General features: G+C 59.8%; 26 protein-coding genes, 1 pseudogene and 2 riboswitches. Of the genes and pseudogenes, 20 read left to right on the forward strand and 7 right to left on the reverse strand.

What is annotated here, in order from left to right:
- Positions 1-73: 73 nt before the first annotated feature.
- Entirely contained in the window at positions 74-634 is a 561-nt protein-coding gene (locus K6T36_RS15460) for a magnesium transporter (RefSeq protein WP_222923606.1), read from the reverse strand.
- A gap of 2 nt (positions 635-636) precedes the next feature.
- On the reverse strand, positions 637-1,842 hold the full coding sequence (locus K6T36_RS15465; protein ID WP_222923607.1) for a potassium channel family protein: 1,206 nt from the start codon (positions 1,840-1,842) through the stop codon (positions 637-639).
- Between the two features lie 211 nt (positions 1,843-2,053).
- A riboswitch (Fluoride riboswitch) is annotated at positions 2,054-2,123 on the forward strand.
- Between the two features lie 345 nt (positions 2,124-2,468).
- A riboswitch (Fluoride riboswitch) is annotated at positions 2,469-2,537 on the forward strand.
- A 10-nt stretch (positions 2,538-2,547) separates the two neighbouring features.
- Here K6T36_RS15465 and K6T36_RS15470 point away from each other — a divergent pair.
- The gene (locus tag K6T36_RS15470) at positions 2,548-2,943 is read left to right on the forward strand and encodes a CrcB family protein (RefSeq protein WP_222923608.1); all 396 of its coding nucleotides are present in this window, start codon (positions 2,548-2,550) and stop codon (positions 2,941-2,943) included.
- Entirely contained in the window at positions 2,940-3,302 is a 363-nt protein-coding gene (gene crcB, locus K6T36_RS15475) for a fluoride efflux transporter CrcB (RefSeq protein ID WP_222923609.1), read from the forward strand. The genes K6T36_RS15470 and crcB overlap by 4 nt, the downstream gene beginning before the upstream one ends.
- Positions 3,303-3,308: 6 nt before the next feature.
- Here the strand turns inward: crcB and K6T36_RS15480 are convergent, their stop codons facing one another.
- Complete coding sequence (locus tag K6T36_RS15480) at positions 3,309-3,746, reverse strand: universal stress protein (protein WP_222923610.1); 438 nt, start codon at positions 3,744-3,746, stop codon at positions 3,309-3,311.
- Between the two features lie 195 nt (positions 3,747-3,941).
- Here K6T36_RS15480 and K6T36_RS15485 point away from each other — a divergent pair, with 195 nt between their 5' ends.
- Positions 3,942-4,868, forward strand: coding sequence for a transcription initiation factor IIB (locus tag K6T36_RS15485; RefSeq protein ID WP_222923611.1), 927 nt, complete (start codon positions 3,942-3,944; stop codon positions 4,866-4,868).
- Positions 4,869-5,039: 171 nt separating this feature from the next.
- Positions 5,040-5,696 carry a trimeric intracellular cation channel family protein gene (locus tag K6T36_RS15490; RefSeq protein ID WP_390182304.1) on the forward strand — a complete coding sequence of 219 codons (657 nt, stop codon included), beginning with the start codon at positions 5,040-5,042 and terminating at the stop codon, positions 5,694-5,696.
- 107 nt (positions 5,697-5,803) lie between these two features.
- Here the strand turns inward: K6T36_RS15490 and K6T36_RS15495 are convergent, their stop codons facing one another.
- The gene (locus tag K6T36_RS15495; protein ID WP_222923612.1) at positions 5,804-6,157 is read right to left on the reverse strand and encodes a winged helix-turn-helix transcriptional regulator; all 354 of its coding nucleotides are present in this window, start codon (positions 6,155-6,157) and stop codon (positions 5,804-5,806) included.
- Positions 6,158-6,219: 62 nt separating this feature from the next.
- Here K6T36_RS15495 and K6T36_RS15500 point away from each other — a divergent pair, with 62 nt between their 5' ends.
- The 5 genes from K6T36_RS15500 to K6T36_RS15520 all read left to right on the forward strand — a co-directional run bounded on the left by K6T36_RS15500 (position 6,220) and on the right by K6T36_RS15520 (position 9,534).
- The gene (locus K6T36_RS15500) at positions 6,220-6,921 is read left to right on the forward strand and encodes an SDR family NAD(P)-dependent oxidoreductase (RefSeq protein WP_222923613.1); all 702 of its coding nucleotides are present in this window, start codon (positions 6,220-6,222) and stop codon (positions 6,919-6,921) included.
- Complete coding sequence (locus K6T36_RS15505) at positions 6,921-7,340, forward strand: DoxX family protein (protein WP_222923614.1); 420 nt, start codon at positions 6,921-6,923, stop codon at positions 7,338-7,340. The genes K6T36_RS15500 and K6T36_RS15505 overlap by 1 nt, the downstream gene beginning before the upstream one ends.
- A gap of 10 nt (positions 7,341-7,350) precedes the next feature.
- On the forward strand, positions 7,351-8,211 hold the full coding sequence (locus tag K6T36_RS15510) for a VOC family protein (RefSeq protein ID WP_225935249.1): 861 nt from the start codon (positions 7,351-7,353) through the stop codon (positions 8,209-8,211).
- A 115-nt stretch (positions 8,212-8,326) separates the two neighbouring features.
- Complete coding sequence (locus K6T36_RS15515; protein WP_222923616.1) at positions 8,327-9,208, forward strand: biosurfactant protein 1; 882 nt, start codon at positions 8,327-8,329, stop codon at positions 9,206-9,208.
- 137 nt (positions 9,209-9,345) lie between these two features.
- Positions 9,346-9,534 (forward strand): DUF8012 family protein, encoded by a 189-nt coding sequence (locus K6T36_RS15520; RefSeq protein WP_222923617.1) that lies wholly within the window; start codon positions 9,346-9,348, stop codon positions 9,532-9,534.
- A gap of 182 nt (positions 9,535-9,716) precedes the next feature.
- On the opposite strand, the gene K6T36_RS15525 is transcribed toward K6T36_RS15520, so the two are convergent.
- Positions 9,717-10,832, reverse strand: coding sequence for a DUF7345 domain-containing protein (locus K6T36_RS15525; RefSeq protein WP_225935250.1), 1,116 nt, complete (start codon positions 10,830-10,832; stop codon positions 9,717-9,719).
- 224 nt (positions 10,833-11,056) lie between these two features.
- Here K6T36_RS15525 and K6T36_RS15530 point away from each other — a divergent pair, with 224 nt between their 5' ends.
- The 3 genes and pseudogenes from K6T36_RS15530 to K6T36_RS18945 all read left to right on the forward strand — a co-directional run bounded on the left by K6T36_RS15530 (position 11,057) and on the right by K6T36_RS18945 (position 14,447).
- Positions 11,057-12,826, forward strand: a complete 1,770-nt coding sequence (locus K6T36_RS15530; protein WP_222923618.1) for a DUF4198 domain-containing protein — start codon at positions 11,057-11,059, stop codon at positions 12,824-12,826.
- A 95-nt stretch (positions 12,827-12,921) separates the two neighbouring features.
- Positions 12,922-13,698, forward strand: a complete 777-nt coding sequence (locus K6T36_RS15535; RefSeq protein WP_222923619.1) for a DUF7345 domain-containing protein — start codon at positions 12,922-12,924, stop codon at positions 13,696-13,698.
- 310 nt (positions 13,699-14,008) lie between these two features.
- Positions 14,009-14,447: pseudogene (locus K6T36_RS18945) on the forward strand (hypothetical protein).
- 13 nt (positions 14,448-14,460) lie between these two features.
- Here the strand turns inward: K6T36_RS18945 and K6T36_RS15545 are convergent.
- Complete coding sequence (locus K6T36_RS15545; protein ID WP_222923621.1) at positions 14,461-15,825, reverse strand: restriction endonuclease; 1,365 nt, start codon at positions 15,823-15,825, stop codon at positions 14,461-14,463.
- A gap of 170 nt (positions 15,826-15,995) precedes the next feature.
- Between K6T36_RS15545 and K6T36_RS15550 the strand changes: the two genes are divergently transcribed.
- The 3 genes from K6T36_RS15550 to thiC all read left to right on the forward strand — a co-directional run bounded on the left by K6T36_RS15550 (position 15,996) and on the right by thiC (position 20,196).
- On the forward strand, positions 15,996-17,306 hold the full coding sequence (locus tag K6T36_RS15550) for an RNA-guided endonuclease InsQ/TnpB family protein (protein ID WP_222923622.1): 1,311 nt from the start codon (positions 15,996-15,998) through the stop codon (positions 17,304-17,306).
- 533 nt (positions 17,307-17,839) lie between these two features.
- Entirely contained in the window at positions 17,840-18,535 is a 696-nt protein-coding gene (gene bluB, locus K6T36_RS15555) for a 5,6-dimethylbenzimidazole synthase (RefSeq protein ID WP_222923623.1), read from the forward strand.
- Between the two features lie 212 nt (positions 18,536-18,747).
- On the forward strand, positions 18,748-20,196 hold the full coding sequence (gene thiC, locus K6T36_RS15560) for a phosphomethylpyrimidine synthase ThiC (RefSeq protein ID WP_222923624.1): 1,449 nt from the start codon (positions 18,748-18,750) through the stop codon (positions 20,194-20,196).
- Positions 20,197-20,480: 284 nt separating this feature from the next.
- Here thiC and cobT read toward each other — a convergent pair whose 3' ends face one another.
- Complete coding sequence (gene cobT, locus K6T36_RS15565) at positions 20,481-21,530, reverse strand: nicotinate mononucleotide-dependent phosphoribosyltransferase CobT (protein ID WP_222923625.1); 1,050 nt, start codon at positions 21,528-21,530, stop codon at positions 20,481-20,483.
- Positions 21,531-21,877: 347 nt separating this feature from the next.
- Here cobT and K6T36_RS15570 point away from each other — a divergent pair, with 347 nt between their 5' ends.
- From K6T36_RS15570 to K6T36_RS15585, 5 genes are all read left to right on the forward strand, one after another.
- On the forward strand, positions 21,878-22,363 hold the full coding sequence (locus K6T36_RS15570; RefSeq protein ID WP_222923626.1) for an HNH endonuclease signature motif containing protein: 486 nt from the start codon (positions 21,878-21,880) through the stop codon (positions 22,361-22,363).
- The gene (locus K6T36_RS15575) at positions 22,360-22,977 is read left to right on the forward strand and encodes a DUF6166 domain-containing protein (RefSeq protein WP_222923627.1); all 618 of its coding nucleotides are present in this window, start codon (positions 22,360-22,362) and stop codon (positions 22,975-22,977) included. The genes K6T36_RS15570 and K6T36_RS15575 overlap by 4 nt, the downstream gene beginning before the upstream one ends.
- Entirely contained in the window at positions 22,977-23,108 is a 132-nt protein-coding gene (locus tag K6T36_RS19090; RefSeq protein WP_008458061.1) for a hypothetical protein, read from the forward strand. Before K6T36_RS15575 ends, K6T36_RS19090 begins: the two co-directional genes overlap by 1 nt.
- 197 nt (positions 23,109-23,305) lie before the next feature.
- Entirely contained in the window at positions 23,306-23,770 is a 465-nt protein-coding gene (locus K6T36_RS15580) for a hypothetical protein (RefSeq protein WP_222923628.1), read from the forward strand.
- Entirely contained in the window at positions 23,767-24,261 is a 495-nt protein-coding gene (locus K6T36_RS15585; protein WP_321170480.1) for a hypothetical protein, read from the forward strand. The genes K6T36_RS15580 and K6T36_RS15585 overlap by 4 nt, the downstream gene beginning before the upstream one ends.
- The last annotated feature ends 50 nt before the right edge of the window (positions 24,262-24,311 follow it).

The raw sequence follows: 24,311 nt of genomic DNA on the forward strand, positions 1-24,311 counted from the left end.
GCTCCCGTTCTGTATTGGGACACGAAATTCTGGCTGAAAAAGCTGCTCGCTTTCAGTCGAGTGGATATCGGGTTCATGGGACGAGGAGTTGCACGACGGCGAAGAGGACGAGCACGCCGAGGACGTCACAGACGTTCGTGACGACGGGAATGACGACGTCGTCGGGGTCCAGTTCGAAGCGATAGGCCGTGTACGTCGCGACGACGGTCACCAGAATCGCGAGGAACGCGAGGATGAGTCCACTCGCGAGGGCGACACTCACGACCATCCCGATCGACAGTTGGGGGTCACCGGTCACTGCGACGATGCCCCATCCACCAGCGCCGACGATGGGGAACACGCTCACGGCAAGCAACACAGTCGTGATCGTGTTTCCGAGGAGTCGGTCGTCGGTCGGGTCGAACGAGAGCATCCCGAGATGGAACGCCGTCGACAGCCGGGCGGACAGGATACTGCCGAGATTCCCGGCCGTTCCGATCATCACCGGGACCAACACCAGAAGCGTCGGGTACTGGAGGAGCGTCGCCTCGAACGAGCCCAGTGTGAGGCCGCCAACGAGTTCCAGAACAGTCAGCACGAGCAGGATCGGCAAGAGCGCTCGCGTAATCGACCGGACTGACCAGTGGTCGACCATCGTCACGCCGCCCAGTCTGCGAGTCGGTTGGCTCCTGCTCGCGTTCCTTTCGTAATGAGCACGTCGCCAGCACGAAGCGCCGTGTCCGGCGGCGGCGAGATCTGGTACTTCGTTCGGCCGTCGGTCGCTGCCGATTCTCGGCGGATCGCCACGATGTGCATCCCCGTTCGCGTCTTCACTTCGGCGTCACTGATCGTCGTCCCGTCGAGGCGACTCCCAGACGCGACAGTCGTTCGGTCGATGATCTCGTCGGATTCCTGGACGGCGGCTTCGACGACGGGATGGCTTCCGACGCCACGAAGCACGCCTTCGCTGATCTCGAGGGCCGCGTCACTGATGACCTCTGTACTGGCCGCGATGTGAAGCAATCCTCGGATCGACACTGGGTCGTCGACCGTCTTGGCTGCACGAAGCGCCCAGACCTCGAACCGCGACTGGAGTGCATCGACCTCGACTTCGAGTTCGCGAACCTCTTCAGCGAGATCCGGGCTGTCGAAGAGCACGCTCCCGTACGCGAGATCGACGGCCAGTTCGCTCATGTTCTTCATGAGTGCGACCGTCTCGACGGCCCGGTCGAGATCCTCGAGTGGCTGTTCGGCCATCTCAGGTGTCGTAAACGGCTCGTCCGTGATCGTCGCGTAGACGCGTGCCAGTCCCTCCTCCGTTCCCCGACAGAACAAGATATCTTCGGCTTGGAGACGTGTCTCACGATCCGGATTGAGGAGCCAGTCGTCGTCGCGCCTGAGTGCGAGCACGCGGACGCCCGTCTCCGTCTCCAGATTGATGTCGCCGAGCGTTCGGTCGGCGTACGGTGAGTCTGCGCTGACGGTCGCGCGGGCGAGTGTCTCGACAGCGTCGGGGAGCACGCCACGGAGTGCCGGTGGCAGTCCGATGTCATCGAGGACGACCTTCGCGATGTCGCCTGCAGCGTCACTGATTTTCTCGGCGGCCCCGACGATTCCGAACACGGGGGCGAGAGCTTCGGCCTCTTCGGGACGGCGGCCGGCCATCACGAGACTCATTCGGGCCTGCAACTGGAGGAGATCCATCTCGTCTTCGAGGGCGAGGACTTCCTCTGCGAGTGCCGCGTTTTCGAAGAGGACCGACGAATACGAGAGGTCGATGAGCAACTCGGCGATATCTTTCATCTCTCCGAGTACCTCCTTAACGCTGACCGGCTCGTACTCGATTCCGTCGTCCTCGCTCATACTGTGTACTGAGTCCACCGTTCACTTAATGGACTCCAATCGAGACCTCGATCAGCGAACCACTCTTGAGACCCTCCCGGCGGAACGTAGTTACATATTGAGACGTGACGTAGACGTTCATATGTACAGCAACATCTCAGATTGAAGATGGATTATTCTGTCGTGGGGTCTGCTCGCCCCTGTTATTATGGTATTGGGACGCAAATTCCGAGATACTCGTGGCGATGGAGTCCGCCTTACCCCAACCGCCGAATCCGTCGGCTGATGACTCCTGTTTCCACACTCCCCAAGGTGGAGGTCACCACGATGGGACAACAGGATACACTAGATACGAACCACGCACCTGAACCGTCTGATAGAGCCTCGGCACTGCGATGGGCGATCATATTCTCAATTTGCTGGCTTATTGGATGGATTGTATTTTCCTACGTGACTGGAGAGACCTTCCGCATCGCAATAGAGACCGCACTCCCATATTCAGTCCTACTCGGTATCCTTGCGTACGTTCTCTGAAGAGACAGCTAAGAGAGGTCGTGACCGGTAGAAGACCGTAATTGAAGCGTGTTCAATAGTGATGGACAGTTCTCGATTCCAGAGGGCATAAGTGACGAGCAGAACGTTCTACTGATAGAATAGGCGATGGGGTCCGCCTAATCCAACCGCCGAATCCGTCGGCTGATGACTCCTGTTCATGAGGACAGAGTCATGGCAGAGAAAACCGCACACCCACTCGTTCGCGTCGAATCATTGGCACTCATTGCAATCGGTGGCTTTGCCGGGTCGAACCTCCGGTATTTCGCCGGATTTCTCTTGCCGGGGATGTACGGCACACTCGCCGTCAACGCGCTCGGAAGTTTCGCATTGGGGTTCGTTCTGTACGAAACGCTCTACTCGGGCGTCTTAGCCCAGGAAACTCGTGCTGTCGTCTCCACCGGGTTTCTCTCGTCGTTCACCACATACAGTACGTTTGCATTGCAATCGAGTCAGGCACCACCCCTCTGGTTGGTCGTGAATATCGCCGCCAACTATACACTCGGATTTACAGGTGTACTGCTCGGACGATACCTCGCACAGTGCGTCGATCGGCGGTGGTCCGAATGATCGAGTTCGACCCTGCACACGTCGTCGGCACCGGAGGAGCGGTCGGTGCGCTGCTTCGTCACTACGTGAGCCAGCTCGTCGATGTCGAAGAGTTCCCGACGGGGACGTTCACCGTGAACGTCCTCGGAAGCTTTGCACTCGGCTTCATCACGTTCCTCGGTGCGGACACGACGCTCCTATTGCTGTTCGGAACCGGTGTCTGTGGGTCGTTTACGACCTTCTCATCATTCTCCTTCGAGACAGTCCGTCTCTGGGAGACAGGAGAACGAACTCGGGCGGTAGGCAACGCTGGAGGCAATCTGTTTGGCGCAGGGCTCGCAATTGGGTTAGCGTGGGGACTCGTCCAACTACTCGGTTGAGGAGGGTCAGTCGTCTTCGTTGATTCGAACGATATGAACGGGGATTGGAGTCTGACGGATGATTTTCTCGGTGACACTCCCGATGAGGAACCGATTGAATCCAGTTCGCCCGTGGGTTCCCATAACGATCAGGTCAATGTCGTGGTCGGCTACGTACCGTAGGATTTCCTCGTGCGGTATGCCCTTTCGAATGGCCGTCTCACTCGGCACACCGACAGCTTCGGCCTCGGTCTGGATGGCTTCGAGCGCTGTTTCACCGGTAGCCTCGAGCTCGTCTGCCAGCGTGAGCCACTTCGACTCGGGAAGTGTGTTGTAATCCCGCGTATCGACGACGTAGAGTCCGCGAACAGTTGCTCCCGTGAGGTCAGCTAATCGAACGCCTTCATGGATTGCTTTCGTCGCTCCCGCGCTCCCGTCAGTTGGAATCAGAATCTGTTGGTACATAAGAGACAATATGCGTGGTGACCTCTTCAATTCGGGCCTCTATCGTCCAGTTACCTATCTAACCGTGTCGTGGAGCCTCCTCTCATAACGTGGCACTGGCTCAAGACCAAACGTCGCCAGCCCTCGTACGTTTATTTTCCCCTTAATGGGTGAAGGGTTCGCCGTACGGGCGAATCTCGATAATTGGTGAGACACATGGCGACGAGAGATATCTACGAAACAAGCTTCGACGAGGACGTCCAGACAAACTCCAGCACGAACCCATGTCCGGAGTGCGATGGCCGAGTCACTACTAACTCGGTCGAAACTATCTGTGAAGACTGTGGACTCGTTATTGACGAACAACGAATCGACCACGGTCCTGAATGGAGAACTCACGATCAGGACCAGCGAAAGCGGACGGGCGCTCCACTGACTACGGCACGGCATGACCGAGGGCTGTCGACCGAGATCGGTCGCGGGAAAGATGCAAACGGGAACGAACTCTCTGGACGAAAGCGCCAGCGGCTATCCCGAATGCGGCGTGAACAGACTCGTGGTCGGTTCCAGTCGAAAGCCGAGCGAAATCTCGCACACGGCCTGGGTGAAGTTCGAAGAATCGCGAGCGTCCTCGAACTCTCAGGTTCGGTCCGTGATCAGGCGTGCCAACTGTTCCGGAATGCTCAGAATGAAGACCTGCTTCGAGGCCGATCAATCGAAGCGATAGCTGCAGCTAGCGTGTACGGGGCCTGTCGTTGTAACGGCCACCCGCGGTTACTCGACGATGTCGTCGACGCAGCACGCGTCGAACAATCGAGAGTCGCAAATGCGTACAAGACGCTGAATACAGAACTTGGACTGCCGACCCAGCCTGTTCGACCGAGCGAATTCATCCCCCGGCTTGCGTCGGAACTTGATATTCCAGCGTACATCCGACAGCGAGCTCGGAGGCTGGCCGAACAGTCGGAATCGACAGGAGTAGCGTCGGGCGTCAAACCATCAGGATTCGCAGCTGCCTGTCTGTACAAGGCGGGTCGCGAAGAGGGACGATGGCTGACACAGGCGGAAGTCGCTGCGGCGGCGAGCGTCACTGCACCAACCATCCGGTCGCATCAAGACGTACTGCGCGAGTTGGCCACCTGATTCATCGTATTCAAAAGATCTCGTCAGTTCTGAGGAGCAGGCCTGCCGTGAGCAGGAGGTGATCGAGTACTCCCGTCGTCGCATGTCCATCGTGTGACCGGTAACGCCGTAGCGAGGCGGGAAAGATCGGAGGCGAAGCGCTCATCAGACCCGTTATCCTGTCTTGAACTAGTGACGCAGGAGTTCGTCGACGCACTGTCCGTGGATCCATTCGCCGTCATGAACACGATTGGGCTCGTCGCGTTCGCCCTTGTCGGGGCCACCAAGGCGATCCGCGAGGAGTTCGATCTATTCGGTGTCACGGTGGTCGGCCTCGCTACGGCATTTGCAGGCGGGATGACCCGTGATCTCCTTGTCAATCGGATTCCGCTCGCGCTCAGTACACCCACCGAGATCGCCCTCGGTTTGCTCGGTGTCGGACTAGCGGTTGGAGTGAGCGCCGTCCTCGAGTCAGCCGACACGCATCCAGTGACACAGCTCTCGGATGCAATCGGGCTCGCCGCGTTTACAACGACAGGCGCTATCGTCGCGACGCAGGCCGGAATCCCCGCCTTCGGCGTCGTCGCGATTGCGACGATCAACGCGGTCGGGGGTGGTGCTGTGGCCGATATCCTGCTGGATCGCTCGCCATTTATCCTGCTCGACGATTTCTACGCCAGCTGTGCGGTACTGGGTGGGAGTGCATACTGGATGATCGTCGCTGTCGGAGGGGCGACCGGAACCGCTGCAGCGGTGTGCGCAGCGATGGTTGTAGGCACACGAATTGCGGCACTTATCTACGGCTGGTCACTTCCGACTGCACAGGTACTGGGACTAACACGAGAGTAGCGCCTCAGGGGCCACGGAGATGAAGACAGAGAGAGCGGAGGTTATCGGCGTTCCTGTTCCCCGAGCGGCCGATCATCACCGACGGACTACCGTCGGTCTGACAGCATTCAGAGCCAGTCCTCACCCCAAGCGTCGAGCGACTCGAACACTGGACAGAGGGCGTTTCCCTTCTCAGTCAGCGTGTAGTAACTCGCCACCGGTGACTCGAACTCCTTCCGGTTCTCGATGAACCCTTCCTCCGCTAAGTCGTCAAGCACCCGCGAGAGCGTGTAGGAACTCGCGCCCGTCGAACGTTTGAGTTCGTTGAATCGCTTTTCACCGTCGCGCAGGTCGTTCAGGACGATGAGCTTCCACTTCGCCCCCATCTCCTCGACCGCTCCGACGACGTTGCAGACGTCCGCATTCCGCTGTTCGACCTCGGTGTCTTCGCCCGTGTCAGCCTCAGGTGGTTGGGTCGCCATTACTTGGTCACACTATTGTTGCCTGAGCTATATATAGGTTTGGGAGCAAACTAGGTAATGTAATGGAACTACAACACTCGACGGTGCTCGTGACCGGCGCAACCGGCAACATGGGCCCGTACGTGACTGATTCGCTGATCGAGAGCGGCGCCGACGTCGTCGGTACCTACGTCACCGAAACGGCGAGAGATGAAGTAGCGACCCGCGCTGAACACGCCGATGCAGTATCGTACTACCAGGTCGATCTAACCGATCAGGCGGCGGTCGACGCCTTCGCCGAGACGGTTGTCGATGACCACGGATCGGTCGATCACATCGTTGGCCTCGCTGGTGGGTTCTCGATGGGCGGCGTCAGCGATACCGACGCCGATGCGTTCCAGGCCGCGTTGAATCGCCACGCGACGACGGCGTTCCTGACCGTTAAGGCCTTCGCGGAGCACCTCGACGAGCGCAGCGGAGTCGTTCTGTTCAGCTCTGACCGCGCCATCACCCCCGTCGGCGGGACGCTCGCGTACGACGTCGGCAAGGGCGCGGTTCGAACGCTGACCGAGTCGCTCGATGTCGAACTTGAGGCCCGCGTCAACGCCGTGGCTCCGTTCCTCATCGATGTCCCGGGGAACCGCGAAGCGATGCCCGACGCCGATTTCTCGGAGTGGACGGCACCGGAGGCCGTCGTCGACGAAGTTGTTCACCTGCTTTCGAACGCGGGTGTTACGGGGCAGATCGTCCAGCTGACCGGTGGGCAGCCGGGGGTCGAGGACTGATGGCGCTGGAGACTGCAGCTGGTGGGCTCGCGTTTCTGGTGGGCCGCGTCGTCTTCGGCGTCCTGCTCGGGTTCATGGGGCTCGGTCACTTCACGGGGCTCGACGGAATGAGTGGCTACGCCGAAGCCAAGGGCGTTCCCGCCCCGCGGCTCGCCGTCATCCTGTCTGGCCTCATGCTCATCGCTGGCGGACTTGCCATCGCGCTTGGCGTCTACCCACTGGTCGGAGCAGCGGTTATCGCGCTATTCTTCCTGGGCGTGACGCCGGTCATGCACGACTTCTGGACGGTCGATGACCCCGAACAGCGGCAGTCTGAGATGACGAACTTCCTGAAGAACGCCACGCTCTTCGGCGCTGCGCTCGTTCTCGCAGCATTCAGTAGCACCGCCTGGCCGTACGCGCTCAACATCGGGCTCTGAGATGTCTCCCATGACAACGCAAACAAATCCAGACGTACTCCCCCAGGAGGCACACATCGGGCGGACCGCGCTTCGCGTCAACGACCTCGAAGAGCTGACCGGGTTCTACCAGGATGTCGTCGGCCTCAGCGTGCTTCGCCGAACCGACACCGAGTCAGTACTGGGTGTCGATGACACGCCGCTCCTCGTCTTAGAGGGTGATGCAGACGCACTCGGACGACACCAATCGGCAGCGGGTCTCTTTCACAACGCATTCAGAGTCCCCTCGCGTGCGGCATTAGGTGACGCGTTAGCCCGCATTCAGGAACACTGGCAGCTCGGCGGCGCGTCCGACCACGGCGTCAGTGAGGCGCTGTACCTGACCGACCCAGAAGGCAACGGCATCGAGATCTACCGCGATTACCCCCGTGAAGACTGGCCCCGCGCTGACAACGGGCGCATCCGTATGGGTACGTATCCTCTCGATCTCGGCCCATTGGAAACCGCAGCCGCAGAAGCGTCAGGACTTCCTGCCGGAACGGACGTGGGGCACGTTCATCTCGAAGTGTCCTCGCTGGAGGCGTTCCGCGATTTCTACGTGGACACACTCGGGTTCGAGATCCAAACAGAAGTGCCAGCCGCCCTCTTCGTCGGGGCTGGCGGCTACCACCACCATCTCGGGGCGAACACGTGGCACCACAGAACGGGACCGGTCAGCGGACGCGGACTGTCGTGGTTCGAAGTGCTCCTGCCAGACGACGACTCACTCGAAGCAGTTCGGGAGCGGCTCGTAGCCGGTGATATTCCATCCACCGAAACGGATGAGGGAGTCGTTGTTCACGATCCTGATGAGATCGAGATCCGCATTCGAGCGGACTCATCGAACCAGTAGCGTAGACGCAGGCAGTATTCGACGATCGAGAACCACTCTGTAGCACGTACAGGCCGCTTGGAGCGGTGCTATAATTTAAACCGGAAGACGAGCCAAATTCTCGGCAGATCGAACTATGGACGGCCACTACGCTGATTTCAAGGAACTCCGACCGACCGGCGAAGCCTCCCACATCCCAGACGATACCCTAGACGACGGCGGAGGGGAAGAAGCCCATCAACAGCGAGTAGCATCGAGCAGTAGAGGATATCCCAACCAGGCAGCTACGGAGAACGAATGCCGGTCCTGTGGGTCATCCATTCCGGCGACGCAGACGAAGTGCCGATTTTGCCTCACCAACCACGTTGACGGCACTTCCTCAGTCAACGCGAACGACGCTCCAGAACAGACCCTCGTCGGCATCGTCCACCTGGTCGTCGAGTCGACCACGTTCTACGGCGCCGTCGCGAAGGGCGGCGCCGCGGCGAACCTCCTCTCCGCCAACGAGGCGGAGCCGGCCGTCGACGACTACACACTCCTCTACGATCTCGACGAGGCGCCGGCACGCCAGCTGGCCGAGGAATGGCCCTCACTCCCTGACGCGGTACAGGTGGCGTCAGTGGAGGGAGAGCGGCTTCTCAGTGCTGCCAGTGACCGGACTGGGTGGCACGGGCAGGAAGCGTCGGAGCGTCAGGAGCAGGCCCCGACGCGGCTCTACGACCAGCGTGGGGACGGCATCCGCGACGCGTCGCGTCTCGACATGGTCATCGACGACGCCGACGACGCGGTGTGGCTGGTTCCAGCGATGGCGCTGACCAAATCTACTGGTGAAGCTGCGGCTGATCGCCAGGCGTCGTCGGTACCGACGACTCAGAAACTCGACTGTCAAAACTGTGGACGGGCGACCGACCATCGGTTCAAGACCCACGAGTCGGTCCCGGATGCGGCGTGGACGGGGCAACCGATCTGGGAGTGCCGGGTGTGTGGCTCGGCTCGCTACGGCCCCAATCTCGAGTAAGGCCAGTGCTGGACATCGATTAACCAACAGCCTGCGAGTACCGTCGAGGTTCGTTGGTTAAGACTAGGATCTCCTGAAAGCCCGACGCCAGTCTCGATGGTGTTCTTTCCGCGCCGGCGAGCGGTGAGGCGCTTCCGATGGAGCAAGAGTTCAAACAGGGCTACCGGATGCATCGTATACTCAGCAATCTCAACCGACTCGACGTCGACCGATTGGACGCCGCGGATCGAGAGCGAGTCGAGACCGCGAGAGACCTCCTGGAGGAGGTGAGCCTTCTCACGCGGCCGGGCGACGGAGCCGGGGCGGACGCCCACGCAGACTCCTAACGGGAGTCGCCGGCCACGCCTCGGGAGGCACCTCTCACGTCGGTTTATCGCCCCCGACAGGGGTGCGGGGGCGACCCCGTGAAGTCCAGACATGGCGACACTGCAAGCTGCGACGACGTCGAGGAACCTGCAGACGTCTTCCACTTGACCTAGGGGTTGACGGGGACGAATTCCCGACCGCGTCACTCGTCAGCGTCGGCGATCTCGATCAGGTTCTCGCGGCCTAGCTGGAGTTTCTCAATCGTTCCCTCGTCGACCATATTCCCGATGACGCGTGACGTTTTCGAGGCCGACCAGTCAAACTCGTCGGCGATGGCGGCTTGGCGCATGCGTCCACCGTTCGCTTCGAGTAGTTCCTGGACGCGTTCGGGATCGGTCATGACCGCCCCGCCTGTTGCCGTGTCATCTGCCGGCACCTCATCACCTGTCGGTGCCTGCGCCGGACCATCTGTATCCACAGCCTCGTTCACCGGCTCAGGGGGTTCGCTGCCGCTCGCATCGTCGCGGCGGCGCCAGCCGATGTACGCACCGATGCCGACGAGGGCCACCAGGAGTACCCCGCCCAGGACCATTCCCGGTCCGGTATCACTGAACGGCGACGACGTCGCCCCGTTCGGCGTCGATGACTGCCCACCGGTTTGTTGTGGTTCAGTGGTGGGGTTGAACACCACGTGAGGGTGGCGGTTAGCAAAGTCCTCGCGACCGACCCACGTCACGACCCCATCGTCCCGGCTGTTGGGCGTCGGTTCTACGCGGGTGATTTCGTACTCAGTCGGTGCCTCGATTTCGAGCGTATCGTTCGCTGCCAGGAAGAAACCGCCCTGGAACACGTCTCCAACGACGAGCGAGTCGTTCTGCTGGGCGGCGAAGCCCGTCCAGGTGAACTGGTAGGTGACGATCCCCCAGCGACGAGGAACCTCCTGGATGCTCGTCGAGGCAGTGAAGTTCACGGCACGCATCTCGCGGCCGGTCGCGTTGGCCGCATTGGCGACGACACCCTGCATCCGCTGGCGGAACGGGTCGAGATAGCGCGATGTGTTCTCTCGGAAGCGCGACTGGAACGCTTCGTACTCGGTGACGCGGTCGTCGCTGTCGAGCCGAGTTCGAATCTGAATCGTCCACTGCGCCGACCCGTTCGGATAGACATGAATCCGAGTGACCGTGTTATCCGTCTCGGGTTGTGCCGTCTGTCCTGCAGCGTTCACAGCCGCCATCGGCAGAAAGGTCGCAGTGAGCAAGAGACCGAGAACACACACCGAAAAGACAGCCACCCAAGGCTTCCGCAGTGACTTAGTCATTCAGTTGCATCCGGATTTCGACGAAATACGTATAAATTGTTTGTTCATCGGACGCGTCTGCAGACCAAATCACCCGTGGAGTGCTTGATTGCGGACAGGGCCGTATCACCCCGCAGTGAGGTGATTTGAACGAACACGTTCGGTGCAAATGAGTGCAAACGTCCGCGAATCACTCTGACTATCTCGCCAGTTTATGACTCTATCCCGTATACAAATGGATCACGATGAAAGCAAAGTCACTCGGATATGCACTGCTCGCACTGTTCTTCGTCGTCGGGCTGACAGTCCCGGCGGCGGCAGTGTCGACAACCGGTGGCGTGTCAGCCATCGATGGGAACGCGGCAGTGGCTGCCACCGCCCAAGAGAATGCAACGCAGAACAACTCGAGCGTGAACGTCACCGTCGGACAGCAACTCTCGACGGTTATCGACGTCTCGAGCGACGAAGTACAGACCGACTTCGAGAACACCGCCTTTGAAGTGTCGGTCGAAGGCGCGAACGAAGAAGAGCAGGCCGAGGCCATCGCCGACCGCGCAGAGGAATTGCGCGAGCGTGCCGAGGACATCCGCGAGGACTACGAAGAGGCCACCGAGGCGTATGAGGAGGGCGAGATTAGCAAATCCGAGTACGCCCAGCGCCTCGCCACGCTGAACGCGCGGGCGACGAATCTCCTCAACAGCTACGAGCAGCTTCAGAAGCGCGCCCAGAACGTCTCCGCACTCGAACTTCGGGCGGCCGACATGAACCAGTCGTTGCTGCGTGCATCCGTCGAAAACCTGAGTAGCGTCAGCGGCACTGGGGCCGCCGCACTGCTCAAGCAGTTCACTGGCCAGTCAGAGGGTGAGATCGAACTCGAAACCGCCGATGGTCTCTCGATCGAGATACAGAGTGAAGACGGCGAGCAGTCCCGCGAGATCGAGCGCCCACGTGACGACGATCGGAACATCACAGTGAGCCAGGCCGATGCTCTGGACACGGCGCGAGCAGCGCTTTCGACGCCCGAAAACGGTTCCTGGACGCTCACGGAGGCGAAAATCAAGCAGGACGAGGGTGCCTACGAGTTCGCGTTCGTTCTCCGGGGTGCGGACAATCAGACCGGCGAGGCCGAAGTCAGCGTCGACGGCTCCTCGGGTGAGGTCTTCTCGCTCGAAGAGGAGATCGAACGCCGTGGCGCCGAGGACGAGGAAGACGAGAAGGAACGTGAGGACGAAGGTGAAGACAGTGAGGATGACGAAGATGCGGAAGACGGCGAACTCGCGATGGTCGTCTCCGACGGGAGGCCCGGTCCGAATGCGACGGTCACAATCACAGTCCTCTCGAACGGGGCGCCCGCCGAGAACGTCACCGTCTTCCTGAACGAGCAGGTCGTCGGGACGACCGACGCCAACGGAACGGTGACGGTGACGCTCCCCGAGAGCGGCGAGGCGGAACTCACGGCCCAGAAGGGTGAGGCCGAGGGTGAGCTCGAATTCGAGTTCGAGGAGGAAGACGAGGAGAGCGAGGTCTTCCGGCAGCTGAACGTGGATGCCTCGCTTGCTGACGATACCGTCTCGGTGGCCGTCTCCTACAACGGCTCGAGTGTCGCGAACGCGACGGTCTACGCGAACGGGCAGGCAGTCGGGACGACCAACTCTGACGGGACGGTGACGTTCACGATCGACGCGAATTCGACCGAGGAGCTCGAACTCGAGGTCGTCAAAGGCGCCTTCGAGGCCGAGCTCGAATTCACGGTGCAGAACGGCTCGCTCACGCTGACCGAGGAAGCGCATGAAGGCGACGGTGACAAGGCTGAAGACGAGGAGGAAGAACGCGAAGCGGACGAAGAAGACGAGAGTGAGGGCGACGCTGATGCGGACGAAGAAGACGAAGAGGAACGTGAGGAAGAGGCCGACGAGGAAGATGAGGAAGGCGATGACGAGGAGGATTCCGACGAGGAAGAGGAAGAAGAAACTGAGACCCCCGAAGACGACACTGACGAGGACGACGAAAGCTAGGTAACGTCCTACGCGTGCGATTTCAGGTTGTCAACTGTACCAAGCACTACGTTTATTCAGTAATGACAGTTTCCACTGACCTATGATACACATCCATGACTGACCGTCCCGACTTGACCACACGTCTCGCGGCAACGGAGAGGATCCGTCTCGGCTGCGTCCTCGTCGCCCTCGTCCTGCTCGTGATGGCGTCTGTGGCTGCAACGGCGGCGACAGCACAATCCACCGAATCGGCAGCGTCGCTACCCGCGGAGCCAGCGTTCGTCGTCGACCTCGAGACCGACGGATCGGCTCACGTGACGCTGGTCACCACCTTCGATCTGACCACCGACAGCGAACGCGAGGCGTTCGAGGCACTGCGCGCGAACGAGACTGCCCGAGAACAGCGAACAAATCGGTTTGCGGCCCGAATGCGGGCCATCGCAAACCGGGCAGAAAACGACACCGGTCGTGAGATGGCGATTCGAAACCCCGATATGACGTTCTCGACCGAGAACGACACCGGCATCGTCGGCCTGTCGGTGACGTGGGACGGGCTCGCCGCCCAGGAGGGCGACCGACTCGTTCTGGGCGAGCCCTTTGCCAGTGGCTTCGACATCGATCGGTCGTTCGTGGTCGTCGGCCCCGACGGTTACGCGCTGGACACGGCCACGCCGACGCCGACCACGCAGCAGCAGAACAGCGCGACGTGGCATGCAACGACGCAGTTCGACGGGTTCGAGACGGTGTTTACACCCGCAGAGGGCGGTACCGCGACTGACGCCGATGATGGGACGAGTGGAGCTGGCGCACCTGGATTCGGTATCGGCGTTGCTGTCGTCGCAGTAATGGCTGCCAGCGCGCTTCTGGTGGCTCGTCGTCACCAGAAGTGAACCGGTCCAGGCACTCGCTCAGTGCCGAGGCGTTCTCGAAGCCCCGCCGTTGTTGGCAGTCCGCGACTTGTGACACCCACTCCGTGGATTCTATCTTGAAGTTTCGGGGTTCTCAGTCTTGAAATCCATTCTACTGTACTGGACAGCATTTGTTTTGCGCCGGCGGTACCCGATGTCGACACGGAGCCAACTCCGATTCATCCAACGAGTTGAACAGCCTGATGAAACAGCTGGCAGCGCCGCCCGCGTCGCACAGGTGTACCGGCATTCGGACGGCTACCCGGCGAGCGTCCTCAGGGGTCTCACTTAGCTGAAGGAGCTTCTCGATGCGACCCGTGCCGAGAGCGGACCCGGCTACACGGCGGCGACGTTCGTGTTCCTCGACAAGCTCTCGACGGTCGGCCTCTATCTGGATGGTGACCCGGAAGGAACGATCGACGCTGACCAACCCTCAGATCTCCTTGAGCCGGACAATATGGAACACCTCGACCAGCCGATGTACCTGCTCGGACACGGTGTCGAGAATCCGGCCGACGGCATCCACGGCGACGAAGAGTACCTCTACGTCGTCGAACTCCCGACGGAGAACGCGTTCGACGAGCCCCGCCGAGTGGACCGTCAAGGTGAGCGGTCATTCCGCGTTCCCCCGCTGGGACGGTCCAACCGACGAGGCCTTCGAGCGGGCCAACTGGCAGTTCCACGGCCCGCTGGAAGACGCACTCGAAGAGCTAGTTGCTGAGCCAGCGTGAGAACGCGTCCGGTCTAAATGACGCCGCCGATGACGAGCAGGCCAACGACGAGCAGCAGCGTCGCGACCACGCTCCCCCCGGCCAGCCACTTGTTCTCCATCGCCTTCTCGTGAAGCGGCATCTCGGCGTACTCCTCGCGGAACGCCTCGAGATTCTGTTCGTCGTAGAAGTACTTCGTCTTCAGCGCGAACCGTTCCGTCACCGCACAGCCCGTACAGACCGGTTCGCCTTCCAGCCGCTCCGTTTTAATGTGGCTGGAGCAGGCGATGGCCCCGCAGTTCGGACAGTAGGTGTACGTCTCGTCGACGCCACTCGCGCCACAATGGACGCAGCGGTGGATGCCGTCCTCGGCTGTCACTCTCGACGGGCCTGCCGCGTAGTACTCGTAGGGGTAGGTGTACTCCTGGATGTCGGTGGTGTGCCGAACTTCGGGGAGGTACACTGGTTCGATCGACTGGACGGAGATGTCCGAGCGGTTCGGCTCGCAGGTCTTGTTGTAGGTGACGTTGTTGTCGCCGGTGTAGGTCACCGTCGTCGTGTGGTGTTGCTGGAGCCGCTCGACGGCCCATTCCTTGTACTCCGTTTGGGTCTGGCCGAACCGGCGCTCCTCCACGTCGTCGAATACTTCTCCGAACTGCTCGGCGTCGAGGTCGACCGTCGCGTGGAGGTTCTCGGTGACCAGCGTCGCGACGTCTTCGTCGACGACCTGTGGCTGCCCGCGCTCGGCGTGGGCGACGAATCGCGTCCGGTCGTTGATCCGGTGGATGACGCCCACCGACGTCTCGAAGACGGCGTTCGTGTCCGCGGTGACCGCGACCACCGGGCGGAACGTTACCGACGAGTGCGGTTCTGGCAGGTCGACGGCTTCGATGTTCTCGATGTCGCGGAACGCCTCCGCGACGGGCGCGTCGACGTCGGCGGCCGGGTCGTACGGGCGGAGCGTCTCGTCGCAGAGAATCTCGATGCGACCGTTGTAGAGGTCGAGGGCGATCTCGTCGGCGATCTCCCGGAGGTCCTCGCCGTCGAGCAACTCGATTGGATGGGGATCGTCGTTTTGTTGGAGGCGGTCGGCGTACTCCTGAGCAGGGTTCGTAAACCGGCCGGTCGTGACGACCATTCCGCGTTTCGGGCCGTCGAAATCGAATGTCGCGATGGCCGAGTGGAGCTTCTGGACGACCGGCCGGCCGACCGTACCTGTGTGCTTGCACTCGACGATGATCGCGCGCCGCGTGCCGTCGACGACCTCCTCCATGATGACGTCGCGACCCTCGTCAGCCGTGCGGTCGGCCTGGCGGACGTTCTCGTAGCCGAGGTTCCGGAACACGTCCTCCATCACGTCCTCGAACTCGAACCCCGAGAGATCGTCCAGTACAGCCATTCTCAATTATGTGGATAGTGTGAGGGGAATAACCATCTCTTTTGTGATGGGATAAACCGACATAGCGAACGAGGATTCACCTCCGATAATAAGCCCAAAGAGCCCACTGTTGACAAACATTAATATTTACAATTCAGACGAGTATAACCTGTTATAGAGACGTTCCACGGATGTTGGAAATCCACCGCACCCACCGAGCGCGAATCCGCAACCACTCACAGGTGGCAGAGCCACTCGACCGGCACGGGTGGAGTGCCAGCAAACTCTGGAACGTCGCCAACTACTACTCCCGCCAACAATGGGAAGACACCGGGGAGATCCCTGGTCACGAGGAACTCAAAAGCGAGCTGAAGGATCACGACAAGTACCGGGGGCTGCACAGTCAGTCCAGTCAGCGGGTTCTGGAGGAACTCGCTGAAGCCTTCAACTCGTGGTACTCCTCAGACGATGACCGGGACAACCCGCCCGGATACCGCAAACGCAACTACTACGACGACCAAGGCCGCTGCGTCCACGAAGAACACCCGCGCAGCACGGTTACGTGGAAGCAGAAGGGCATCCGACACGACCCGAAACACAATCGCGTCCGCCTCAGCAAAGGCGCGAATCACAAAGACCACCCACGGGACCGCGATTACATCCTCGTCGAATACGAGACGCGACCCGGCATCTCGGTCGAGAACCTGCAACAGGTTCGTGCCGTCTACGACAACGCGAAGGAACGCTGGGAACTCCACCTCGTCTGCAAAGACGATATTGAGACGCCAGACGCACCCGGAGAGGAGACCGCTGGCATCGACCTCGGTATCTCGAATTTCGCCGCTGTCGCCTACAGTATGGAAGAGGCCGACCTATACCCGGGTAATCGGTTGAAACAGGATGGCTACTACTTCCCGAAGGAGATTGCCAAGTGTGACGACAGTGGTGGCGAGCGGGCGACACGGCTGCACCGGAAGTGGTCTGAGCGCCGCCGGCATTTCTTCCACGCCCTCGCCAAGCACATCGTCCAGCGGTGTGTGGAGAAGGGCGTTGGCCGAGTCAACGTCGGAGATTTGAGTAGCGTGCGTGAGGATGAGAACGGTCAGGCGAAGAACTGGGGACAGCACGGCAACCTTGACCTGCACGGGTGGGCGTTCGACCGCTTCACCTCGATTCTCGAATATAAGGCGAAGGCCGAGGGGATCGAGGTCGTGGAAGTGGACGAGGGTGGGACATCGAAGACGTGTTCTGTGTGCGGGAAAGAAGACGATGGGCAGCGTGTTGAGCGCGGCTTGTACGTCTGTGAGGAGTGTGACGCAGCGTTCAACGCAGACGTAAATGGGGCGGAGAACATCCGTCTCGACATCAACGACAGCGCAAGTAACTCCGAGTCCACCTCTGGGGATAGGAGTACCGGCTGGTTGGCCCAGCCCGGAGTCTACCTGTACGACCTCTCCTGCGGATTCGAACCGCAGGCCGAGGTGGTGGACTCTAAACCTTAATATCCCAACGCTCGGGAATCCCATCTCTTCAGGGGTGGGAGGAGGTCAAGTGGACAGTACGTTGCCGAACGCTACGCCGTCCTGTTTATTGAACCCCTGAGAGGGGTGCGGGGGTCACCGAACCGCCCGCGAGCAACGATGAACGGGAATGTACCTATGGCCAGTTCGGAATCGGTTCCAGTCGCATCGCTCGCTCAGTCCCACCGAGACACAGTCGAGTACGTCGGCTTCCGTGTCGACGGCCAAGCCGTCGTCCTGAACCTCTCGGAGCATCGGCGGCTCTCCCCCGAGCACAGTCTGGACCTCGTCAACCACAGTCTAGCTGGCCGCCTAAAGCGACTTACGTGAGAGGCGGTTGCACAACAGTTCCCGCGCTGGAGCCGGTAAATTAGTCAATATAGAAGGATCTGAGACAGTCTGGAAAATGATCTGGTCAGCATCTGTCAGAAGAGAGCTGCTGAATATAGAGGGTACATCTATCGAGGCAGCCTGTACCCAAACCAATATACAACCGCATATTACTTAGAACAAACATGGTTGAGTTCGGCGCGGACGAACGGGAAGCTGTCTACAAATCCATCTATGCACGGCGGGACATCAGACAGTTCTGTGCTGAACCTGTCTCTGAGGAGGTGGTAGCGCGGATACTGGACGCTGCGCATCACGCTCCCAGCGTGGGATTCTCTCAGCCGTGGGACTTCGTGGTAGTCAAAGACGATGAAACAAAATCAGAGATAGCATTAATCGCTGAACGGGCGATTGCTGCCGCACGCGAGGGTTATCAGGAGCCCAAGAAATCAGATTTCGGGCAGTTGAAATTGGAGGGGATTACCGACGCTCCGGTGAATATCTGTATTACGTGTGATCCCACCCGCGATGCGCCGCATGTCCTTGGGCGCAACACAATGCAGGAGATGGATGTCTATTCGACGTGCCTGGCTATCCAGAATCTCTGGCTGGCCGCTCGTGCCGAAGGTGTCGGAGTGGGGTGGGTATCTTTTCTCTATCCCCACGAACTCCGGGAAGTGCTGAACATCCCACACCATATCCAACCTGTCGCATACCTCTGCGTCGGCTATCCTAAAAACGGATTCCCTGATGAGCCGGTACTTCAGCAACAGGGCTGGCGAGAACGTATCAACGGAGAGGAACTTGTTCACTACGGCGCGTGGAATCCGACCAAAACACCAGAGACACAATCGCAGCCAAAATCCCCAACTGACGACTGAACGACCAATAGCAAACGCGAGATATACTGATAAATACGCGGGAGAGTTTAGCAGGATATTCGCCAGTTACTACCCCGAAAAACTGTGCGTGAACTTTTCTATGACACGCTCACAGAAAATAGTTCACTCAAATCTCACTCCGCAACGGAGTGGCGAATACACGTCGGCCCTTCCCATAGGTTATATTACTCGGCGATATAACTTGGTTATTGATGGCAAAGACTCAGCTTCAGTGGGCCAAAGCAGGCGAAATCACGTCCGCTATGGAACGAGTTGCCGAGCGGGAAAACTGTGATCCAGACTTTGTTCGACAGCAGGTTGCCGACGGACAAGCCGTCATTCCAAACAATCATGCGCACGAATCGCTTGACCCGATGATTATCGGACGTGAATTCTCTACAAAGGTTAACGCGAACATTGGCAATAGCGACACGACCAGTGGTATTGAAGGCGAACTCCGGAAACTCCACACTGCGGTCCACTATGGTACCGACACTGTGATGGACCTTTCAACCGGCGAGAATCTTGATAACATCCGTAGCGCTAATATTGAGCATTCACCCGTGCCGGTCGGTACCGTCCCGATTTACGAGGCTGTCAAGCATGTTGACAACCCCGCCGATATTACCCACGAACTGCTGCTCAATATCATCGAGAAGCAAGCCACGCAGGGCGTCGATTATATGACTATCCATGCAGGCGTGCTGATGGAACATCTCCCCCTGACAGATGGCCGTAAGACCGGAATCGTCTCACGAGGGGGCTCCATTCTAGCCCAGTGGATCGAAGAGAATGGGATGCAGAACCCGCTATACACGAAGTTCGAGGATATCTGCGAGATCTTCGCGGAACACGACGTCACGTTCTCATTGGGCGATAGCCTCCGCCCCGGTTGTCTCGCAGACGCGAGCGACGAAGCCCAGTTCGCCGAACTCGACACACTCGGTGAGCTGACTCGGACCGCATGGGACCATGGCGTCCAAGTCATGGTTGAAGGGCCAGGGCACGTCCCGATGGACGAGATTGCCGATAACGTCGAACGCCAACAAGACGTCTGTGATGGCGCACCATTCTACGTCCTCGGCCCGCTAGTCACCGACGTTGCGCCGGGCTACGACCACATCACAAGCGCGATCGGGGCGACCGAGGCTGCTCGTGCAGGAGCGGCGATGTTGTGCTACGTCACCCCGAAGGAACATCTTGGTCTACCTGATGAGGTAGATGTCAGAGACGGTCTTGCAGCCTATCGGATTGCAGCCCACGCTGCTGATGTCGCGAATGACCTTCCGGGTGCACGTGACTGGGATGACGCGCTCTCTGAAGCGCGCTATGAATTTGACTGGCGCAGACAGTTCGAACTCGCGCTGGACCCCGAGCGTGCCCAAGAATACCACGATCAAACATTGCCTGGCGACAACTACAAGGAGGCTCGCTTCTGCTCGATGTGCGGTGTAGAGTTTTGCTCGATGCGGATCGACCAAGACGCACGAGATGCCGACGGTGAGATGTCTTCGATTGATGACGAGACCGACCTTGATGCTTCGCCATCTGCGGATGTGAATCTCCCACCGGTTGGAACCCACGACACGAGTCGCGTTCCTGATGAAGTCGAAATCAATGGTGTCACATTTACTCCTGCCGAATCACACGCCGACGATTAACCCCCAGCAGTTCTGAAATCTATTTTTGGGCCACTCAATACGAATAATCGCGACTTCGAGGACCTGTGTTGACTATGCATCCTCTATTCAGCATAGACCAACCAATTTGCCGAGCTGTTGGCATAAGCGGCGTACTGACCACAGGGGGTAGATTCAGTACGGAAGCCGCGTTTGTTTCACGCTGAAACCAGGAACCTCCCGCTACGTCGGGTGGTGGATTGACCAACGAGGTTGTGGATATGAGGTGTCCGCTTTACATTCTCGTTTGGCCCTTGTGCCTACTTTCAGGCGATATTACTGTCCGGGGGGGCTGCGGGGTGATCGTCGGGTGCGTCCGCAAGCAGCCGATCGTACACGGTAATAATTTGCTCGTGAAGATCAGCCATCGTAACCGCGGGGCCATCAGTTATCTTGCCCGTGAGGAGCGCGAGGGCGCCCCCCATCCCGACCCCTTCCTTCGCTTCGCCACGAACGTAGGCGTCCATGGCAGGGTGATCGGTTCGGGTGAACTCAGGATTCGTAACCGTGAGATCAAGGTCGAGTGCGTCGGCTAACTTGCGGACGTTCGCACTGGTGTCATCAGCAATGAACGAGGTCGTGGTCTGGGAGAGTGGTGCCTCCACACCGTAGTGCCGCACGAGCGCAGCCGCAGCACTCATTTGAGTCCCACCGCCAAGCGTCACGTCAGTCCCTGATTCGAGCGCCCCGACCGTCAGTCCCGACACGGCAGCTAACACGGGGTCTCCGACCGCCCTGAGGGCGTTCACTGGTTCACCATCAGCGTCGCCCTCGGCGAGCCCACTTGCTTGGAGTCCATCAGCGACCACGGATCGCTTGAGTTCGAGCGGGTTCTCTGGCAGTGACGAGGAAACGGCTGTTGGCTCGCCGAGGGCCGTCAGCACACCCATTGCGGTCGTCGTGCCTCCGGGGATCGTCTCGGCAACGACGAGTTCGTCATCGGGGAGTGACTGCCCATACGTCCGTGCGGCATCGAACTTTGCTGCTGCGTCCGGGACGGCCCTCGCCTCTCGTATTTCCTGGCCCGTTGAACCGGGGAGTGTAACCGTCGGTGCCGTGGTCGGTTTCGCTGTTCCTGCGTTCAGGACGACGCTCTCGAATTCCAGCAGTTCTCTCGCTGCACGGGACACCACAGCGGGGGTTGGACATCCCGTTGGACTGACTGGCACCACAGGAGCCTGCGTCGGACGACCATAGCTGAGAATCTCGGCGTCTGCGCTGGGTGTATGGAGCATCAAGTCCGGGTTGGCCCCTGCCGCGCTGATTCCGTCGATACGTGCGGTCTCGGTATTACCGATTGTGAGGACGAATTTCATGACTCTATGTCTCCTGCCTCTGCGAACAGAAACACAATCAAACTTGTCCTAATAATACTAAATTGTTGTTGTGCGGCTACTGAGCTTTGGTAATGTACTGTACTTACTGATTCTTCTCGGTCTATTTCAGCCATTGTAGTGCGACCAACTCGCGCCCTGTATTCAGCACGACTCGCTAAACGAGTCTATGACCTGATAGAAACACCCGTATACGTTGGTAGGTCATTGGGGTGCTTCCGGCTTCCTGTAGGCTATTTATCGGGCTAAAATTCAAGTACGATTTCGGGTCGATAGTGTTTATTGCCCCGAGAGGGGGTGCGGGGGAATTCACTCCCCGTCACCGAGCAATGACCGATTCAGAGTACCCCTGGCGAGATGAATCGCTCCTCTACGAACTCTACTGGGAACAGGAGTTGAGTACGGTCAAGATCGCGGATGTATTGAGATGTACACAACAGACGGTCTCGAAGTGGATGCAGAAGCTCGACATCCCTCGTCGGGATGCACGCGAGGCGGCCCCGAACCGGCGACGGCATCCCGCTGTGTTCACCGACCGTGGCTATGTCATCTGTGCCACAAACTATCGTGGGACGACGGATTCCGTCGGCATTCACCGGCTCGTAATGGTGGCAGAACGCGGGTTCGACGCCGTCGCGGACAAGCACGTTCATCATAAAAATGGAGTCAGGTGGGACAACAGGCCGGAGAATCTCGAACTCCTCAGTCACTCCGAGCACGCCGAACGACACGGCTTCGGGTCCGAGATTAAGCCAACCGACCACGATTGGGACGTGTCGGATCGCGAGCGCGACGAACAGGGGCGATTCAAATGACGACGGGATATGTTGGACGACGTCGGGGAGGAGAGCTCGTTGTCACTCGCCGTCCTGAGGACACAGAACTCACCCCCGACCGCAGTCTCGACCTCGTCAATCACAGTCCGAACGGCTTCGAAGTCGGGTATAGTGGTAGCGGGCCCGCTCAGCTCGCGTGCGCACTCCTGCTTGACTATTACGGCGACGAGCAGGTCGCCCGTGAGCACTACATCGCGTTCCGGAATAAGGTGGTCTCGCAGCTGGAGTGCGACGGTGCAGCGGCGTGCTGGCACCTCACCGGCGAGAAGATCGACGCCGCGATGGCGACCCTCACCGACGACGTCGTCGCGCTCGCCGACGGCGGACGGCCGTCACCGACGCTCCCCGAGAACTGGCGAGCTGTCTCCCGCCCGGACCGGCGGGTCTTCCAGCGCGCTGATTGCGACCACTACATCGTACTCGGAGATGGAAGCGAGGAGTGGCTGGTCGTACTCTGCAGCCAGGGCGACCGTGCATATCCTGCCCCGCTCGCACATCGGACGGTTGCCGAGGATGCTGACGTGGAACGGGTAATCCGGGAACTCGCCGAAGAGAGCAACGACCTCATCGAACCTCCGGAGGGGGAGCGCTGATGGAGACGCTTCGACTGGCGCGAGCCACCCACCAGCTCCTCGAACGTGGTGTCGAGGCACTCGAGAAAATCGGGCGCGAATTGGAGCGATACAACGACCGACAGGAGCGCACCGACGACACCGACTCGTGACCCAAACTCACTCTCTAGACGGAATACGGAGTACCGGCTTCCAGTATACGCCTACCCAGGGTGGATGTTCGTGTCCCATTCATCGGGAAGGCCAGCCGGTCACGGCGCCGCTCGGTTTGCGGTTCGCAGAGCGCGTCCATATCGAATCGATCCCGCGCCACGTCGCTGGCGCGATCTACGAAGCACATCACTCCTATATGGACGATGTCCCCCGGACGAATCTCGTCCATCACGGACTCTGTTATCAGAACCAGCTACTAGGAGCGATTACGTGGCGCTATCCGCTGATTCGCTCACTGGAGTACGACGGGATGCGATTCGAGGGCGACGAAATCGTCGAGGCAGCACGGATTTGTATCGGCGTCGATTTCCCCAATCTCGCCTCTGCCGCCCTCGCCCGGTCGATGGAACGATTCGTGCGTCGGCACGGTCGGCGACGAGGCGTTCGGCTCCTGCTGACGTTCGTGCGAGCCGACTTCGACGGCTCGATGATCAAAGCGCTCAGAGACAAGGGCTGGCACTGTGCCGGTAAAACGGACCCCGGCCAAGCGGGAAATCGCCCCGATAAGCAGATCCGAGAGCAGCCGAAGTGGCGGTTTCTCTGCGAGGTCCCAGCTGAGTCCGACCGGGAACAGGCCTCACTCGGGAGGTGGTCCCCGTGACCACGAATGCCAGTCTCGATGAATTCGTAGCGGAGCCAGATTCGGACAGCCAGACAGATGACGGCCCATCGGTCGTCGACCAGCTGTTGAAGCCGGTATCGCCGTCGCTCGGACTGCAGCTCGTCCCCGGCAGGGGTGACCCATTATACCTCCAAAACAGGGGGACCGAACGCTACCTGTTCCGAGATGACCACGAGCGATGGTTCATCCTCCAGCCCTCAGCCAAGAAATCGGTCGACGACTTCGTCCGCTGGGTGTACCTCCCCGAGGACAAGCCCACCGAGATCGCCCGAACAGCGATGGGCCAACGGACGGTTCTCGGCTACAGGTACGTTACGCGGAACGAGGCCCCCGAGCCGGTGGCGACGACGGTGACAGCGATGTTCGTCAGCGAGCCCTGGCCCGATGCCACCTACGAGTGTGGATCCTGTAGTAGAGAGTTCGACTCACCGCAAAGCCACGCTCGGCATTGCTGGGAAGCACACCCCTAGGTTCCAAATCCTGAACAGGTTCGTCGTCAGCGGAGTACTGACCCTTAGAA

It is taken from the genome of Halobaculum roseum (assembly GCF_019880245.1).
Lineage (GTDB): Archaea > Halobacteriota > Halobacteria > Halobacteriales > Haloferacaceae > Halobaculum > Halobaculum roseum.